This window comes from Virgibacillus sp. CM-4 (assembly GCF_000445495.1).
GTDB classification, from domain to species: domain Bacteria; phylum Bacillota; class Bacilli; order Bacillales; family Amphibacillaceae; genus Virgibacillus; species Virgibacillus salexigens.
On the sequence record NZ_AUQA01000002.1, the window covers coordinates 1435243 to 1452663 of the forward strand.

At 39.4% G+C, this 17421-nt stretch carries 13 protein-coding genes; 7 read left to right on the plus strand and 6 right to left on the minus strand.

The window, feature by feature from the left end:
• Window positions 1–22 precede the first annotated feature (22 nt).
• The 3 genes from uxaC to M948_RS30290 are packed head-to-tail and all read left to right on the plus strand — an operon-like array spanning window position 23 to window position 3284.
• On the plus strand, window positions 23–1432 hold the full coding sequence (gene uxaC, locus M948_RS30280) for a glucuronate isomerase (protein WP_021290205.1): 1410 nt from the start codon (window positions 23–25) through the stop codon (window positions 1430–1432).
• On the plus strand, window positions 1432–2466 hold the full coding sequence (gene uxuA, locus M948_RS30285; RefSeq protein ID WP_021290206.1) for a mannonate dehydratase: 1035 nt from the start codon (window positions 1432–1434) through the stop codon (window positions 2464–2466). The genes uxaC and uxuA overlap by 1 nt, the downstream gene beginning before the upstream one ends.
• A complete protein-coding gene (locus M948_RS30290; protein ID WP_021290207.1) occupies window positions 2463–3284 on the plus strand; it encodes an SDR family oxidoreductase in 822 nt (273 codons plus the stop codon). The genes uxuA and M948_RS30290 overlap by 4 nt, the downstream gene beginning before the upstream one ends.
• An 86-nt stretch (window positions 3285–3370) precedes the next feature.
• On the opposite strand, the gene M948_RS30295 is transcribed toward M948_RS30290, so the two are convergent.
• Together M948_RS30295 and M948_RS30300 are read right to left on the minus strand one after the other, a co-directional pair.
• Window positions 3371–5467, minus strand: a complete 2097-nt coding sequence (locus M948_RS30295) for a glycoside hydrolase family 31 protein (RefSeq protein ID WP_021290208.1) — start codon at window positions 5465–5467, stop codon at window positions 3371–3373.
• A 179-nt stretch (window positions 5468–5646) separates the two neighbouring features.
• Window positions 5647–6990 (minus strand): amidohydrolase family protein, encoded by a 1344-nt coding sequence (locus M948_RS30300; RefSeq protein WP_021290209.1) that lies wholly within the window; start codon window positions 6988–6990, stop codon window positions 5647–5649.
• Window positions 6991–7291: 301 nt separating this feature from the next.
• Between M948_RS30300 and M948_RS30305 the strand changes: the two genes are divergently transcribed.
• On the plus strand, window positions 7292–8050 hold the full coding sequence (locus M948_RS30305; RefSeq protein ID WP_021290210.1) for a TrmB family transcriptional regulator: 759 nt from the start codon (window positions 7292–7294) through the stop codon (window positions 8048–8050).
• 336 nt (window positions 8051–8386) lie between these two features.
• Complete coding sequence (locus M948_RS30310; protein WP_021290211.1) at window positions 8387–10570, plus strand: Xaa-Pro dipeptidyl-peptidase; 2184 nt, start codon at window positions 8387–8389, stop codon at window positions 10568–10570.
• Between the two features lie 438 nt (window positions 10571–11008).
• Here the strand turns inward: M948_RS30310 and M948_RS30315 are convergent, their stop codons facing one another.
• The 3 genes from M948_RS30315 to M948_RS30325 form a co-directional block, all read right to left on the minus strand.
• The gene (locus tag M948_RS30315; RefSeq protein ID WP_021290212.1) at window positions 11009–12574 is read right to left on the minus strand and encodes an FIMAH domain-containing protein; all 1566 of its coding nucleotides are present in this window, start codon (window positions 12572–12574) and stop codon (window positions 11009–11011) included.
• Between the two features lie 81 nt (window positions 12575–12655).
• Window positions 12656–14206: a M4 family metallopeptidase gene (locus tag M948_RS30320; protein ID WP_308436487.1), complete on the minus strand. Its 1551-nt coding sequence runs from the start codon at window positions 14204–14206 to the stop codon at window positions 12656–12658.
• A gap of 72 nt (window positions 14207–14278) precedes the next feature.
• Window positions 14279–14869 carry a CalY family protein gene (locus M948_RS30325; protein ID WP_021290214.1) on the minus strand — a complete coding sequence of 197 codons (591 nt, stop codon included), beginning with the start codon at window positions 14867–14869 and terminating at the stop codon, window positions 14279–14281.
• A 608-nt stretch (window positions 14870–15477) separates the two neighbouring features.
• Between M948_RS30325 and M948_RS30330 the strand changes: the two genes are divergently transcribed.
• Window positions 15478–16017, plus strand: coding sequence for a GNAT family N-acetyltransferase (locus tag M948_RS30330; RefSeq protein ID WP_021290215.1), 540 nt, complete (start codon window positions 15478–15480; stop codon window positions 16015–16017).
• Between the two features lie 15 nt (window positions 16018–16032).
• Here M948_RS30330 and M948_RS30335 read toward each other — a convergent pair whose 3' ends face one another.
• Entirely contained in the window at window positions 16033–16371 is a 339-nt protein-coding gene (locus M948_RS30335; RefSeq protein ID WP_021290216.1) for a DUF3889 domain-containing protein, read from the minus strand.
• A 146-nt stretch (window positions 16372–16517) separates the two neighbouring features.
• On the opposite strand from M948_RS30335, the gene M948_RS30340 reads away from it, so the two are divergent.
• On the plus strand, window positions 16518–17087 hold the full coding sequence (locus M948_RS30340; protein WP_031335287.1) for a histidine phosphatase family protein: 570 nt from the start codon (window positions 16518–16520) through the stop codon (window positions 17085–17087).
• The last annotated feature ends 334 nt before the right edge of the window (window positions 17088–17421 follow it).

Here is a 17421-nt window from a genome sequence, read left to right on the forward strand (position 1 = left end):
GTGACTGACAAGGAGTGATCATATGGAATTCATTCATGAACATTTTTTACTTACAACAGATAAAGCGAAGCAGTTATATCAAACTATTCAAGATGTACCTATTTATGACTTTCATTGCCATTTAAGTCCTCAAGAAATATATGAGGACAAAAACTTTGCAACGATTACGGAATTATGGCTCGCCCATGATCATTATAAATGGCGGCTCATGCGGGCATACGGCTTGGATGAGTCGGTCATCACCGGCGATGCAGATGATTTCACAAAATTTAAAGCTTTCATCGAGTTGCTGCCTAACACCATTATGAATCCAATGTATCACTGGTGTTACTTAGAATTAGCTCGCTATTTTAACCACTATGAACCGGTGCAACATACTTCGCCGGAGCAACTATATCATGATTTAAATGAACAATTACAGCAATCATCTCATTCGCCGCGTCAATTAATAAAACAAAGCAATGTAAAAGTCATTTGTACAACCGATGACCCTTGTGATGATCTGAAATATCATCAATTGTTAAAAGAAGATCAATCATTTGATATTTCGGTTCGCCCAACATTTAGAGCCGATTTCTATATTAGTCTAACCAAAGATACGATTCAAACAGCAATCGATAAGCTAACGAAAGCAACAGGGCAGCCCATTGAAACACTAGATCACTATATTCATGCATTGTTATCGAGAATAGCATATTTCCACCAACATGGTGCACGGAGCTCCGACCAAAGCTTTACTGAAGTTGTCTTACCCGGACTAACGAAGGAAGAAGCCATCTCTTACTTTAATAAGTTAAAACAAGGAGAAGGTTTGGATAACCGTTCATTAAAACTATTATCCGGGTATCTTTTAACAGAGTTGTCCAAAGCATATAAACAATTTCATTGGGTTATGCAATTACATCTTGGACCATTACGTAATAATAATACCATGCAATATCGAGCCATTGGAAAAGACGCTGGTTTTGATAGTGTGGGTGACCCACTTAACGCCAAAGACTTGAATGCATTACTAGATCACTTAAATAAGAATAATGCATTAAGTGATACGATTATTTATCCAAATAATGCAAATGATCATTTGATGGTCCAGGCGACAGCAGGAAATTTCACATCCAGCAGCATAAGGGTCCAACTAGGTGCTGCCTGGTGGTATAACGATACGAAACAGGGAATGATTCAGCATCTTATCGATTATGCAAATGTTGGATTATTATCTCAATTCGTAGGAATGTTAACCGATTCAAGAAGTCTATTATCTTATTCACGTCATGAATATTTCCGAAGGATTCTCTGCCAACTGCTTGGAAATCTAGTAGAAGAAGGGGAAATTGAAGACAATCCTGAGTTGCTGACTGGAATATTAAAAGATATCTGTTTTAACAATGCCGTTCGGTTATTTACAATTAAAGATGTTGAGGAGGTAAAATAATGGAATTATCCTTTAGATGGTATGGAGAGAACGATCCTGTAAAACTACAAGATATAAAACAAATTCCTAATATGAATCATATTGTATCGGCTATTTATGATGTGCCCGTAGGGAATGTTTGGGAAAAAGAACGGATTGAGGCGTTAAAATCATCTGTTGAAAAAGAAGGTTTGGCTTTATCGGTGATTGAAAGTTTACCAGTCCATGAATCCATTAAACTTGGCGAAAACAATCGTGATCAATTAATTGCAAACTACAAGGAATCATTAAAAAACTTAGGTGAATCCGGAATCAAGACGGTCTGTTATAACTTCATGCCTGTGTTTGATTGGACACGTACCGATTTACATCACCGATTGCAGGATGGATCAGAAACATTATTGTACGATCATGAGTATGTGCAAACCATCGACCCTGTGACAACGAATCTCAACTTGCCAGGCTGGGATGAAAGTTACACAAAAGCGGAAATGGCTGCATTAATTGAGAAATATCGTACGATGACAGATGATGATCTATGGGAGAATCTTGGCTATTTCTTAAACGAGGTTTTACCTGTTGCCATTGAACATGATATCAATCTCACCATTCATCCGGATGATCCACCTTGGTCAATCTTTGGCATCCCTCGAATCATACGATCAAAAGAAAGTTACGACAAACTGGTAACGATAAATAATGCAAAAAATAATAGTATTTGTTTCTGTACCGGTTCCCTCGGTTGTTTAGAAGAAAACGATCTACCTGAGATGATACGAGCATTTGGAGACCATATCCATTTTGTCCATATGCGAAATATTAAACGTCTCGACAACCATTCCTTTGTTGAAACAGGGCATCTTTCTAAAGATGGTTCCGTTGATATGAAAGCAGTTATTAAAGCCTTAAAAGACATTAACTACAAAGGCACGATACGTCCTGACCATGGTCGCATGATTTGGGGCGAAACTGGCAAAGCAGGATACGGCTTATTTGATCGAGCATTAGGTGCCACCTATATCAACGGATTGATAGAAGGAGTGAATCAATCATGAACCAGCGATTTACCGGACGAAATGTGATTATCACAGGCGCAAGTGGTGTTATTGGCAAAACCTTTGTGAAAGCAATCGTGGATGCTGGCGCAAATGTTGGATTAATTGGACGACAAGCTGACAGATTACATGACGTTATTGCAGATGTTAATCCGAAAAAAGACCAGACCATTGCATTAACAGCAGATGTGTTAGATAAAGCCTCATTAATCGAAGCAAAACAGAAATTCAATCAGAGATTTGGTAATGTACATGCATTAATTAACTGTGCAGGTGGCAATCATCCAGATGCCACCACTGTAGATGAGCATTTTCATCCGCAATCAGAAAAGAACTTTTTTGGCTTACGTGAAGAAAGCGTAGATTACGTCTTTAAATTGAACTACACAGGCAGCTTCTTGCCAACCCAGGTTTTTGGTGAAGATTTAACGCAAGGAGAAGGGAATACCATTATTAATATCTCTTCTATGAATGCCTTCCAACCACTTACTAAAATCCCAGCATACAGTGGGGCAAAAGCTGCAATTAGCAATTTCACACAATGGTTAAGTACGTATTTCGAAGGAAAGGTACGTGTGAATGCCATTGCGCCAGGATTTTTTGAAACAACACAAAATAAAGCCTTATTAAGAAATGAAGAAGGCGCCTATTCAGAACGTGCACATAAAATTTTAAGTCAAACCCCTATGAAACGGTTTGGCAATCCAGAAGAATTAATCGGAACATTGTTTTGGCTGCTGGACTATAGTGCAAGCCCATTTGTAACCGGAATTGTTGTACCAGTGGATGGCGGTTTTTCCTCCTATTCCGGCGTATAAAAAAACGCCTGTCACCAAAAGTGTTACAGACTTTTAATGACAGGCGTTTTTTATACTGACTTCGTATTCCCCTTCAATAGGCTTCCTTATTCAAAATGATAATTTTCCACTTGTGTTAATGTTTGATTATACATTGGTATAGAAGCAAACCGTCGAACGAATAATGGAATTTTATCCAGCGTCACCGGTATTTGTATGGTTTGTCCACCTCTATAATAGTCACTTGTATGATAATCAATCCAACCTTCTTCATTTTTCGGTAAATACACCGTTCTTTCCGTCTGACCTGCTTCTACAATCGGACAAACAAGCAGCTTGTCTCCTACCATAAAATCGTCGGAGTCAAGATACGTAGCTGAATCTTGATCAAAGTCATAAAAGGTTGGGCGAATAATTGGCGCATAATTAGAATGGGAGTGCTCTACAAGCGTCTGTAAATAAGGTGTCAGTCGTTCATGAAAATGCATAGCTGCTTGCACTTCTTCCATCACTTTCGGGTACATCCAAGCCTCATTAACAGAGCCATCACTGTTCCACGAATGAATAGAAAACCGCGGATAAAACACTCCACACTGCACCCATCTTACGAATAGTTCAGGATCTGGTTTCGGACCAGAAAAACCACCGATATCATGACCAAAATTGAATACGCCAGATAGGCTCAGTCCAATTGCCATCTTATTATTAAATTTTAAGGTATGCCAGCTCGTTCGATTATCACCCGTCCATGTCTGCACATATTTACTCATACCAGCACATCCAGAACGACTAATAACATATGGCATGTTATCTTGATGATAATCCATTTGGATGTCTCTGGAAGCTTTCATCATGAGTAAGGGCATAATTGCTTTGTAATCATTGAACTTACCACCCTGGCCAAATCCATGCACCTGTGCGCTATCATCCCAAATCTCAAATTCATTATTATCGTTCCAAGTACAATGAATGTGGTTATCAAGCAGGGTTGTCTTCACCTTCTCTTGCCACCATGCGATGGTATCAGGATTTGTAAAATCTAAATAATATCCTTTATCGTCCCAGAATTGAATGAGTAACGGTTCGCCGTGTTCATCTTTAACAAATCCATCAAACGCTAACACTTCATCTAACAGCGGATGATGAAGCATCAATGACGGCTTAATGTTGGCAACGATTTCAACGCCTTTGTCTACAAATGACTTTCCAAATGCTTTTGGATCTGGAAACTTATCATAATTCCAATTAAATACATAGCGTTTATCATCAATGGACGTATATCCAGATGACAAATGGAATGAGCGTACGGTGATTTGATGTTCTTCACATTGAGCTAGAAATTGTTTCATTCGTTCATGTGAATGAGGTGCATCTGTATACTGCATGGTGGAACCGGAATAAGATAGACTCCATGGAGGCATGATGGTTGGCCGCCCAGTTAACCAGCTAAATCGCTGTGTGACATCTTTCACTCTCGGTCCAGCAATAACATAATAATCTAGAAAGCTACTTTTCGTTTCGTAGTATCGATAGGAGCCATGGTAATTGTCCAACTCTTGACCAAAATCAAAAACGGAATCTTGATAATCATCGTAGAAGATACCAACAGATTGGTCGATATCCGGTTTATACGTGATATAAAAAGGAATATGTTTATACAACGGATCGGTTGTTTCAGCATTGTAACCCATCGCATCGATATTCTTCATTCGAAAACGTCTCCCATGTCTATCGGCTGCACCTGTTTTCTCTCCTAGCCCAAAATACATTTCATTTTCTTGGCGTTGTAAATAATGGCATGTTGGATGGCTCGAACTTATATGATGTTTATAACTTTGTGTATGACGGTCGGTAATCACTTCCACAAATTCTTCTGTTTTATTTTTCTGAAACCAGGAAAGATACAGATCTTCTTTTTGAACAACTAATTTTAATTCCATTGTCTCTATTTCTAAAGTCTTTTCCGTTTCCGTAAATGTATAATTCGGACGGGAGAAACGAGACATATCTTGACGTGCAATTCCTTCAAAAGGCAAGACGGTATCTCCAGGAGTGACCGTCCATGTTGGAAGACTAATTTCCTTTTGTTCACTCATGCTGACATTAATGATATGCGGCTCTAGTACACGAATGTTGCAGTACGTGAAACCATCATATAAAGCCATTTGATTATGTTCATGTTCCATTACTTGGAAAACACTCATTATATCACTCCTACAAATAACAACGTTGTTATTATAATATGACATAAGATTGCTGAAAAATAAAGTCTTTTATAGGAATCGTTAAACGGAGTCTATAAAATGTGTTTTTTAAATTACATTTTATAGACTCCTGAATAGAATGGTTTTGCGTCTTGCTCTTTGAAAACGAGCAGAATCGTTTATTTCAAGAGTTTCTCCTGTAGGCGATTCATTTCGGACATCACTTTTTCTTCATCTATCGTTAAACAGCTTCTATCCTTCACAACCATCTTGCCATCAATATACACATCGGCTACGTCACTTCCACGTGCTGCATAAAGTAGATGGGAATACGCTTCACGGAGAGGATGTAGATGCTCCTTATCATAAGGGTAAATAGTAATAAAATCTGCCTTTTTGGCTGCTTCCAATGAACCCGTGCTTTTTCCCATACCAATTGCCTCAGCTCCTCCCCGAGTAGCTAAAGCTAACGCTGTTTGTGCAGGGAATTTAGTTGGATCTTTATATACACCTTTTTGCAGCAGGGAAGCCGTTCGGGTTTCCTCGAACATATCAAAGTTGTTATTGGAAGATACGCCATCTGTTGCAATTCCTACTTTTATCCCGGAATTTAACAGACGAACAATATCCGCAATTCCTGATCCTAATTTCAGATTACTGATTGGATTATGAGCAACACGTACATCATACTGTTTTAGCATTGCTCGCTCCTCATCATTAAGAACCACACCATGGGCCATCACCGTTGGCTGGTCGAAGAGACCTAATCTGCAAAGATGTTCAACAGGACGAAAACCATAGCGACTTTCAATATCCATGATTTCATCATTTGTTTCTGAAACATGAATGTGTACCATCAAATTATTGTCTTTAGCAATTCCGGCACTCGCAGTAAGAGCATCCGGTGTGCATGTGTAGGCACTATGAGGGGCTACCATGGTGGTCAGACGACCATCAGCAAACGTTTTATAGTTTCTAGAAAATTGCTCTGCTTCCCTCAGGTTCATTTTCTGCTCTTCCTCGGTACCAAAGCTAAATATTGTATACGAAAAAGCACCACGAATCCCGGTTTCTCCAACTGCATGTATAACATCATCTGAATCTATGCCATTTGGATTGAACATATCAGAGAACGTCGTAGTCCCTGATTTCAACATCTCCAAAATACCTAGCTTAGCACTAACAGAAGCAATTTCTGTCGTAAACTGTGTTTCCATCGGCCATATTTTCTTTTCCAGCCAAGGCTTTAACAGCATGTCATCTCCAATACCACGTAAAATCGTCATCACAATATGCGAATGCGTATTTACAAGACCAGGCATCACCCATTTCCCAGCAAGATCCACTACTTGGTCTACATCCACCAGCTGCTCTTTAGAATGTGAACCAATGTATGTAATGAACTGATCTTGTACAATCATCATCCCATTTTCAAAAACTCGATTTTCCTTATCCATTGTAAAAAAAGTAGCATTTATATAAGCTGTTTTTCGTTTCCTTTTAGCAACATCACTTCTTATCATTAAAAAACCCCTTACTATCGTATTTAGTTCGTTATCATTCTATCTTTTCTTGTTTAATCAATGGCTAACTTAAAAGTTACTACTATAATAGTAACTTTTTTCTAGATTACAATGAGCTTCTAATCTCTGTCAAATAAAAATAGAGGGATTGGTTTAAGCTAATACCAGCTGAAGAATAGGAGAATCGGCATTTATCAATTGAAATAAATGGTCCATATCATTTAATATAAATAACAGAATTATTTCATTAACTATTTATTTACCATTAAAATATACGTAAGGAATATAGATAGGAGTATATATGTTACAAAAATTTGGTTTTTCACAATATGAAAGTAATGTGTTTGAAACTCTAGCTTCTAGTGATGAACCTATGGATGCTACTCAAATTGTTAAATATTCTGGGGTTCCAAAAGCAAAGGTGTATGAAGTCTTAACACGTATGATTGATAAGGGTATGGTAATGGATTCGATATCAGAAAAGAAAAAGCTTTACACTGCGCTTCCATTACCCCTTGCTATTGAAAAACTAACAGCTGAATTTCAGGAAAATATTAAGCAACTAAAAACCAGCTCAAAGAAAAAGCCGTTCCTTGATGATCGCATATGGAGCCTGAAAGTAAATACATCTATTCAAGCACAAATGAAGCAACTTATCCAGGAAGCAAAAGAAACCATCCGAGTTTCGCTATGGAAAGATGATTTGGTAGAATACTTGCCACTCTTAAAAGAGAAAGAGAAAAACGGTGTAGAGGTTGAAGTCCTTGTCGTAGGGAACATGAACACCAACTTGACTCACGTCCACACCCTTATACCTGCAAAAGAGCATGATGTATTGGAACGGTTTCGATTGATTATTGTGGACGATCGAGAAACGATTTTTGCAGGAGTGGAAAACGATTCATGGCAAGCGATGAAGACCATGTCAAAACCATTTGTTAAGCTATTTATTGAATTTTTCTATCATGACGTTGCATTAGCTAAAATTAATGAAAAGCATAGTGAATTATTAATGAATGATCAAGACATTAAGCATATCCTGATGAAGCTGCGATATTAAGCGTAACCTAATGTCAATTTGAATCGATGCTGAACCTTCAATAAGCTAGAGCTGCTAGTAGTGAGCTAAGCCCACTACTAGCAGCAAATAAACTACCTTTTACCTAAAGGTAGTTTTTTCGATAGACTATTCATTAAACTAGTTCCGTCATAAACAGCATATGAATGGGATACTTTCTTACACAACGATTCAGAGCCTTACCTATAGAACTTTGTACCCTTTTTTCCTCTGAAAAAATCGGAAAATTGTTACTTCCCCCTCTTCTACCAACCTTTATATCATGCTATGATGCTCTACAATTAGTTTACTATATTAAATAGGAGGGATAGTTAGTTCATGAAAACAAAAAATAAGAAGATAGCTAGTATGATAACTTCGCTTCTGCTACTCACCATGTTCTCCACCCCCATCACCGCAGATACAGAAACACATGACAGAACCCCTCAACCTAAGAATTATCATCTTGAAGAAGAAGCGACACAACCGGTTTACGATTACGACAATGCTATTAAAGAAACGATTTATGTGGAGTCAAACATGGATAGTGACCGAGACGGCAACCTTGATCGCATTGCCGCTGATATTATCCGTCCCCAAGAAACCGACCAGGAATTACAAGTACCGATTATTATGGATGCCAGCCCCTATTATGAAAGTATCGGAAGAGGGAATGAGTCAGAAACGAAAGACCCTGATGGAGATGGAGTTAATGAAAAGTTTCCTTTGTTTTATGATAATTATTTTGTTCCACGAGGCTACGCTGTTGTACAAGTAGATATGGTAGGAACGAATAACTCTGATGGCTGCCCACCTACTGGAGGCTATGAAGAAACAGAGAGTGTCAACGTAGTAATTGATTGGTTAAATGGAGAAGGAACTGCGTGGGACGAAAACGGGCAAGAAATCCAAGCAAATTGGTCAACAGGAAAGGTAGGTATGATCGGAAAATCTTATGATGGGACATTAGCCAATGCAGCTGCTGCTACAGGCATCGATGGCCTAGAAACGATAGTTCCAATTGGAGCAATTAGCAGTTGGTATGATTATTATCGTTACGGCGGCATTCCATTTTATCGCAACGGGCCATCCGGTTTATCACATGCGGTAACAGCGAGCGAACGTATCGAACCATGTGCCGTTGTACGAGAGGAAATACGCAATGATGCAGATGATCAAACAGGTAATTACAATTCCTTTTGGGATGAGCGCAATTTTGTAAAAGATGCAGAAAATGTTGAAGCAAGTGTTTTCGTGATTCATGGCTTAAATGATTATAATGTGAAAGCAAACCATTTCTCCAACTGGTGGGATGCTTTAACAAACCATGATGTACCTCGAAAGCTTTGGTTAACGCAAACCGGTCATGTCGATCCTTTTGATTTTCGACGAGCAGAATGGGTGGATACGCTCCATCAATGGTTTGATTATTGGCTGCTTGACATCGATAACGGGATCATGAACGAACCAATGGTTGATATCGAACGAACGGCCGACGAATGGGAAACTACTGGAAATTGGCCGAATGAAGGGGCAGAACCGGTTACTATCAGGCTCGCTCCTGAAAATGAAGAAGTGCCCGGATCACTAATGACCAGTCCAATCCTTGGGGAATTCACCCAGTCTTTTATCGATAACCCAGAGCAAACAGAACAACAGATGGTGGAGGATGAATTTACAGCGAAAGAAAATCGGCTTATGTATTTATCTCCTGAGCTAAAGGACGAAGTCCAACTAAGTGGGGTCCCCAAATTAAATATAAACGCAAGCATTGATCAAGATGATTCGAATCTTACAGCCCTCATTGTCGACTATGGTACCACTGAACGAGTCAACCATCGTGATAGAGGAGAAGGTATTCGTACACTAGATTCAGAATCTTGCTGGGGAGCAAGTACAGATGTAGATGATGCTTGTTATAAAGAGACAGAAAAAACAACGCATGTGGCACCTTATGAGATTGTGTCACATGGTTGGTTAGATGTCCAAAACTGGGATGGACTAGAACATGCAGCGCCAGTAGAACCAGGAAAAACGTATACATTCCAATGGGACATGTTACCAGAAGATTATATTTTTCAAGAGGGTCATCGAATCGGAGTTATTATCGCAGGTAGTGATGACCAGATGCTGATGCCGGACAACAATCAAGCCTCGTTTGATGTTACCCTTGGCGATAGTTCGATTTCCTTACCTGTTGTTGGTGGTAAACAGACACTAGACAAAGCCTTTGATTATAAAGGCGGTACATCTCCAGAAAATGTAGCTGATATGAAAAAAATCATTTCTATCTATCAAGAAGAAGATGCCTTTGCAAATCCTGGTGTAGCACGCTCCTTACTTACCCATTTAACAGCAGTAGAGCGTTTTGAAGAGCAGCAAGCCACCGACAAATTCATGAAACATATGAAAGGGTTTCAACGATTAATTGAGAAAAAATGGGAGAATAAACAGATAGCGAGGCAAGCTTACCAAGTACTAACCATCGATGCAGCGAGTCTTCTGAATAAATGGGAAAACTAAGACGAAGACAAAAATAACTTATTCCTATCATAATCCGAACGATTTCACCCGAATTCGTTCGGATTATAACTTTACATAAAACAGATTCTATCATGCTCCGTCAACATACTTCGCTTTCCCCACGGGCACCGCTTCAGCTTCCTTGCCCTGGCAAGGGGGATGCCGACGTTGTCCTCAAAGGAAGCGTTTCGTAAGCCCTGATCAGAACACTTTCCTGCAGGATAAGGAAGAATCCGGCAGCGACATCGCGCACAGAAAAAGTGTTCTTCTTCAAGGAGCTACGTAGGTTGACTGCACGTGCTATTTTATCGTTCGGCTTTTTGGATTACCTATTTCGCCCCTTCCTCTTCCTTTTTTGATTACATAAATCATTCCTTCCATTCCGCTAGATTAATATAGACTACAAGCTTATTCGGGATCTGTTCAGGTTTACTCTACTTACCCTTCGTTGACTTGTCCTACCACGTTCGTTGAATCAGAGGGCGTTTCCCATTTCCCTATGATATAAGCAGCATATGTTTGCAAATTGGAATAGGCAAGCTCTGAAATGAATTCATTATCTCTCTGATACGCTAATAATCTGTTAAAGCTGTGCATATGCTTTATAACTTTATCTGCTTTCTCTTTTTTCTCAAAGCGATCAACTGCCGTGAGATGCAAGTCTAATGCTCTCGCATTTTCCGCTTCTTCAAATTCCCCTTCCTCTTCAAAGTGAGCAACAAGTGACTTCATATTAGCTGCTGTTCCAACATCTGTACTATCATATAACGCGATGCCTTCCACTTGGGTATATGTTGCTCGTTCATCAAACAAGAACGGAAGAATACCCATTTTTGGTTGGTCCATTGCAGCATACATTCCCCCACCATTCATTGCTTCTGTTTCTATAGCAAATAACTCTTTATAGATCTCTACCTCTTGCGTCTGATCATTTGTCAGCAAATAACCACTTGGTTTTGTCTCTAATATTGTTGTTGGATCAAAGTTATCGGCACCGTCCAAATAAAACGGTTCCGTTTGATCCGAGCCGGCCGCCTGTTGACGCTCTGGCGCACCAGAAACGACGGCACCTACATCATCAAATCGCTCTCGATAAAAGGATAATACCGATTCCAGTGTACGCATTTGCATGTCGACACGTCGTTGGGGTTCTTGTAGGCCTGCCGACTCTGTTAGTAAACCAATGCCGTTACGTAAACCGAGGATATTACGCAAAATACGCTCATCCCCTCCGCCGGCTCCTCCAGGGGAACCATATAATCCAGTAGTAAATCCTGCCTCCTCTACCTCTGGCAGAAGATAATCTTCCACCATCTCTTGATTTAATGAACGAAGCTGCTCATCGACATTTAAATTACGTGGCCATAACATCTCCATATCAGGATTACCGCTATCCCTCGGGCGTTCATGACCATCAACGGTAATATCTGGCGTAAACTCCTCTAAGACACTGGCAATTGCTTTTACTTCATTGGTACGCATACTTAAATGCTCCCGATTAATATCAATTCCTTCTGCATTGGCTCTTGTATTTGCCGCTCTTCCATCAGGATTAGCAGTTGGAATAAATAAAATAGTGGCTTCTTGTAGTTGATCCAATAACACGGGATCATCTGTAAAAGCTAAATTTCTCAATAATTGCAGCGCCATTTCTCTTGGAGCGCCTTCATTTCCATGCTGGGATCCGACTACGAGCATATTGCGACCGTCAGCTATTTCCTCGTCTGTTGGGGGTGCTGGGAAGCCCACTCGAACCAGATGAAGCGGCCACCCCTCCACCGTTGTTCCAATTTCCGAATAAGCAACACGATCCGACGTGGCAGCTACTTCTTCTAAGAAGGCCAACTCTTCCTCTTGGGTTGTCCAACCGTCCCCATTACGATCTTCAAAGCCTGTTGTCGGCACATCTGTTTCATCAGCCAAGCCTGTCACCGGTGTCATTGTAATAACGAGTAGCCCAATTAATATTATAGTTGCTGCTTTTTTCCATACTGATTGTGTCATTCAAATCCTCCTTATAAAAATAATATATACATACAAGGTGAAAGCTAGCTCCTAGGAAACATAGACAGCTAGTTAAGTAAGTTAATAGACGCCTACTGCATTATAGGCTTGTTCAACTGCCGCTGCTGCTTCAGATTGACTTCCATAAAGGTCCTTCGCTGCTTGAATGGCCGCTTGGCGCATCATACTAAAATCCGAATTACTCGTTAAATATACAGACAATGCACGGTAATAGATTTGCTCTGTTGCTTCTCGTCCTACCCCTGTTACTTCTACTCCATAATGCTCGCCACCTTCAGAAACGAGATAAGCAGCTTTATTATTAATACTGCTATTAATATGAACCCCTCCACCGTCTAACGGACCTGTATATCTCTGATCCCAATGATCTGGATACGGTTCTTGTGTTCTACTTTCAATTAATGCTGCAGGATCTTCCAAGGAGCGTAAGGCTAAGCTACCATCGGCCATGATGTCATCTCCAATCAACCAATCATCACGATCAACCATGGCTCCAAAGATATCTGCAAATGACTCATTTAACGCGCCAGATTCATTTCGGTAAATCAAACCAGCCGTATGTTGTACCACTCCATGACTCATCTCATGGGCAGCTACATCCAGTCCGCCGGCAAGCGGATGGAATCGAATACCATCGCCATCCCCATAGGACATTTGCCTGCCATTCCAAGATGCGTTATTCCAGTTGTCGCCAACATGGACTGCCGAAATTAAGATTTGTCCATGATCATCGACAGAATCACGGTTAAATGTATCTAAATAGTAATCATACGTTTTTTGCGCATTTGCATGAGCATCGACTGCTGAACCATCGCGAAACATCTTATTAATACTTGTTACATCAACGTTTTCTCCTGAAGTATTATCATATGTTACTACTCCTTCTCCCCGGGTCACATCAAACAGCCTAAACAGACCATTAAACGCCTGTGCCTCAAATTTCTGCCTTTCCCCAAATACGCCTGTACCGAATGCAGTGACTTGATGTGCCGCATTATAGGAATCTATGATATCGCCATTTGTGGCATCAATAAAGTAATGCCAGTATCCTACTTCTGGTGTTGTCGTTGATGCTGTGACAAGGTACGTATGATAAAACGTATCCTGATGTTTATAGATATATGGCGTTGCCTTTACTGCCCCATCATATTGCTTAACATTCCCAATCTTGTTTTCTATGTTTTCTTTAGCAATTGCCTTCGCCTTTTCCATTGATACAACAGCTTCTCCAGGTATCCTTTGATCTTCTAACTTAGGAATAACCTCTCCAAAATAGGCCGTCACCTGTTTTTCTTTATCTAGGGTAATCGACTGATCGGCGCCATACACTGGAATACCTTTGTACGTTTGGGCAACTCGAAGATGGGTTTCCCCCGTTTCTTGATCTAGTTGTTCAGATTGAATCGTAAAGTCTACATTGGGGTCGCCTGTTAATTGGAACTGGTTCTGTTTATCTGCAAAGTAGTTGCGCACTGCTTCTTCTTTGGTAGCTCCATTAGGTGCCTGCCAATTTCCAATAATATAGGAAGGTGTACCAGATTCATTCTGTTTCATGTTCGTTTCTTCCTCAGCATAGACAAGGCTGCTTTGCAACATCATTCCTAATGACATCGATAATACCAATGTGGAAATCGTTATTTTCTTCGTTAATTTCACTATCTTCATCCCCTCATTGCCTATTCATTATTTTTCTTCGCCTGCTGATTGTGTGGCGTTGAATGCCCATTCTAAAGCGAGACCATCACCCTGGTACATATTTTGTTCCGCATCATTATCAACAAACTCAAATTCCACCCAAAAATCATGTGTTTCATCTGTTTCCAATCCGCCACGCTGTTCCCATAAAGGATCCCATATATCACGCTTTACTACATCTGGATCCATTTGCTGTAAGTCATATAAGGTGGTTTCAAAGATAGGTTCACTTTCCTGCTGCCAATTCCATAAAAAGTTAACTTTAATATGCTTTCCGAAATCATCCACATTGTCATTGCCTACATCCGTAACTGCATACGCTGTTTCTAAGAACACATTTTCAATTTTTAAGCTTCCATCATTTGATATGGCAAATTCTCGCAGCATGGTATCACCCGGTTTTAAATTAACAAGATTTATAATGGCTGTTTCATTTACCGAGAGATCCAACGTTCCTGCTGCAAAGCTATTATTGGTCACTTCCTGATCACTAAAGTACGCATAGGTTCCACCTATCAGTAATACAAACCCAAACATGGCTGTTGTTAGGGCGAAGCCTAACTTTTTCTTTACGTTCATTCCGTTTCCTCCCTCACGAATTAACTTCTTAAAATTTCTCCCTTCCCTTATGAACAGGGAGCTTGTGTCTGCTATCACCTCACTAAGCTTTATATTTATCCCTAAAAAAAGAACACCTCTATTTCTTTCCTAGGTGAACCTCTTTGATGTATGTATAAAGTTGTAAAGACTATTATAATTTAATAGATTTGCTAGAGGTGTCGAAGCATGGAGTAAATATCTGGAATATTTAAAAATAATTAGATAGTACCAGTAATAGATTTTATAGATTTAGGCATAAAGTTCCGTTCTGAAAGGATCTCACGTATGTATGTCATCATTTCCAAGACGAAATAACTATGATTTCATTTATAGATTGAAATCTACTTCAAAAAAATCCACAAAAGCTCCTATATGTTCAAAGAATACCTAGCACAAATTCCACTATATAAGATGTTTTGTGATTCCTTTTTCCTCCTACATGCTCCATCTGAAGTTAAGTATGATAGCAAATGTACTTCCTTAGACTTAAATTACTAAAAAAAAACGATGACTGATTTGTATTTATTGCGAGCAGGATTATCGCAAGATTCGTCGAATATTACCTATAAAAAACGTGGAGGTAACAAATGATACGTGGGAATAATCTTTATTTACGTGCATTAACAACGGAAGATGTGGGTGACTTGCTTGCATTAGAACAAACGAACCGATCGTTTTTTGAGAATTTCTCCATGGATCGTTCGGAAGAATTCTATACCGAACAAGGCCAGTTACGTCGAATGAGACTAATTCGAAAACGGAGGGAAAACGATGAAGAATATCATTATGGTATTTTCCTCCAAACGCAACAGTTAATTGGCGTTATTAATCTCTTCCAAGTATATCGAGGACCTCTGCAACGTGCATTTATCGGATATTTTCTCGATAAATCCTATAACGGCAGAGGCTATATGACTGAGGCAGTGAAGCTATTAGTTAACGAAGGGTTTGATAAATTACAATTGCACCGAATAGAAGCAGGCGTTATGCCCCATAATATAGGATCGATACGTGTTTTAGAGAAAGCAGGGTTCCATAAAGAAGGTATTGCAAAAAAGAATGTCAAGATTAATGGTGTCTGGGAAGATCACCAAGTACTAGCTCGACTTAACCCTGCTGATGAATAAGTAAAAGTTAATGTTTTACTTAGATGTTTCCTGGAAAGTAATTCCTTCTACTTTTTCGGTATCTTGGTGATAACGAATATTTATCCGTACACCAAACTCTTTATTGCCTTGCCTTAGCCATAGTTTGAATTTTTCTACTTTGGAATCATCTTTTACCTCATTACCACTATATAAGTAATCGATGATTTCAGCATCTGGATACTTTGCCATTGTAGCTTTAACAGCCATTTTCCCCCATTTTGCATATGCTGGTACTCCTTCATCAACGGACAATGGTGACTCCGTCGCTGCCGGAGAAGCAATTCCAGTAAACATGAACATACTCAAACTGATCGCTATGAAAAATGAATGCATATCGAATCCTCCTTTTTGTTTAGAATGTGATAAAACATTGAAATTATTCGTAGATGATGAAGACATTATAATCGTTAACAAATTCAAAAGAAGGTATGATTTGATATAATAAGAAAAAATGAATGACGTTAAGGGAGAGAGGAACAATTACAACAGTTTGCTTAATAAGACATGGTGAAACCGATTGGAATGCACAAGGGAAATTGCAAGGGAAGACAGATATCCCACTGAACAACACAGGGAGAAAGCAAGCAGAAGAATGTGGTACTTTTTTAAATGCCGATGATTATGATGTTTTGATATACAGCCCACTTCAACGCGCGAAAGAAACTGCAACAATTATAAATAGACACTTAGGACTTCCCTTTATCGAGATGGACGATTTTAAAGAACGGTCCTTTGGGGATGCAGAGGGCATGACCATCGAAGAGAGATTTCAAGTGTATCCAGATAAGCAATTCCCTCATCAAGAAGAACGGGAGGGTTTCAAAAAGCGCGTAATGACTGGTTTGGAAAAGGTAACACAACAATTTCCCAAACAACGTATTTTATTAGTAGCTCATGGAGCAGTTATTAATGTCATTCTTTCCGAGCTGTCTAACGGAGAGGTTGGTTCAGGTATTACGAAGTTAATGAACGGTTGTATTAGTAATGTTCAATTCCAAGACCAAACATGGAAAGTACATAACTATAACCAAATTGAACATCTTTCCTAACACGTACTGCTTCCTCAATTGGAATCTCTTTCCACAGGCAATGGTTCATCCTCCTCATCAGCAAAAACGCTCACCGAGGGGGATCTTCTTCTCATTGCTACTATTCGATTTGCTATATCTATAAGAGGTATCTTACATCCCCACTCCCCACCATAATCATCATTACAAATAATAAATTGACATAACAAATCACCCCCTTACTCTATCGTTTATTTCCAGATAATACTAGGTATTTAGAATCAAAATTTAGATATTTCTGTTAATTAACTTGAAAATATTTGTAATAACAAATATGATATAGTTATTACAACAAAACATGCATGTTAGTAATCTA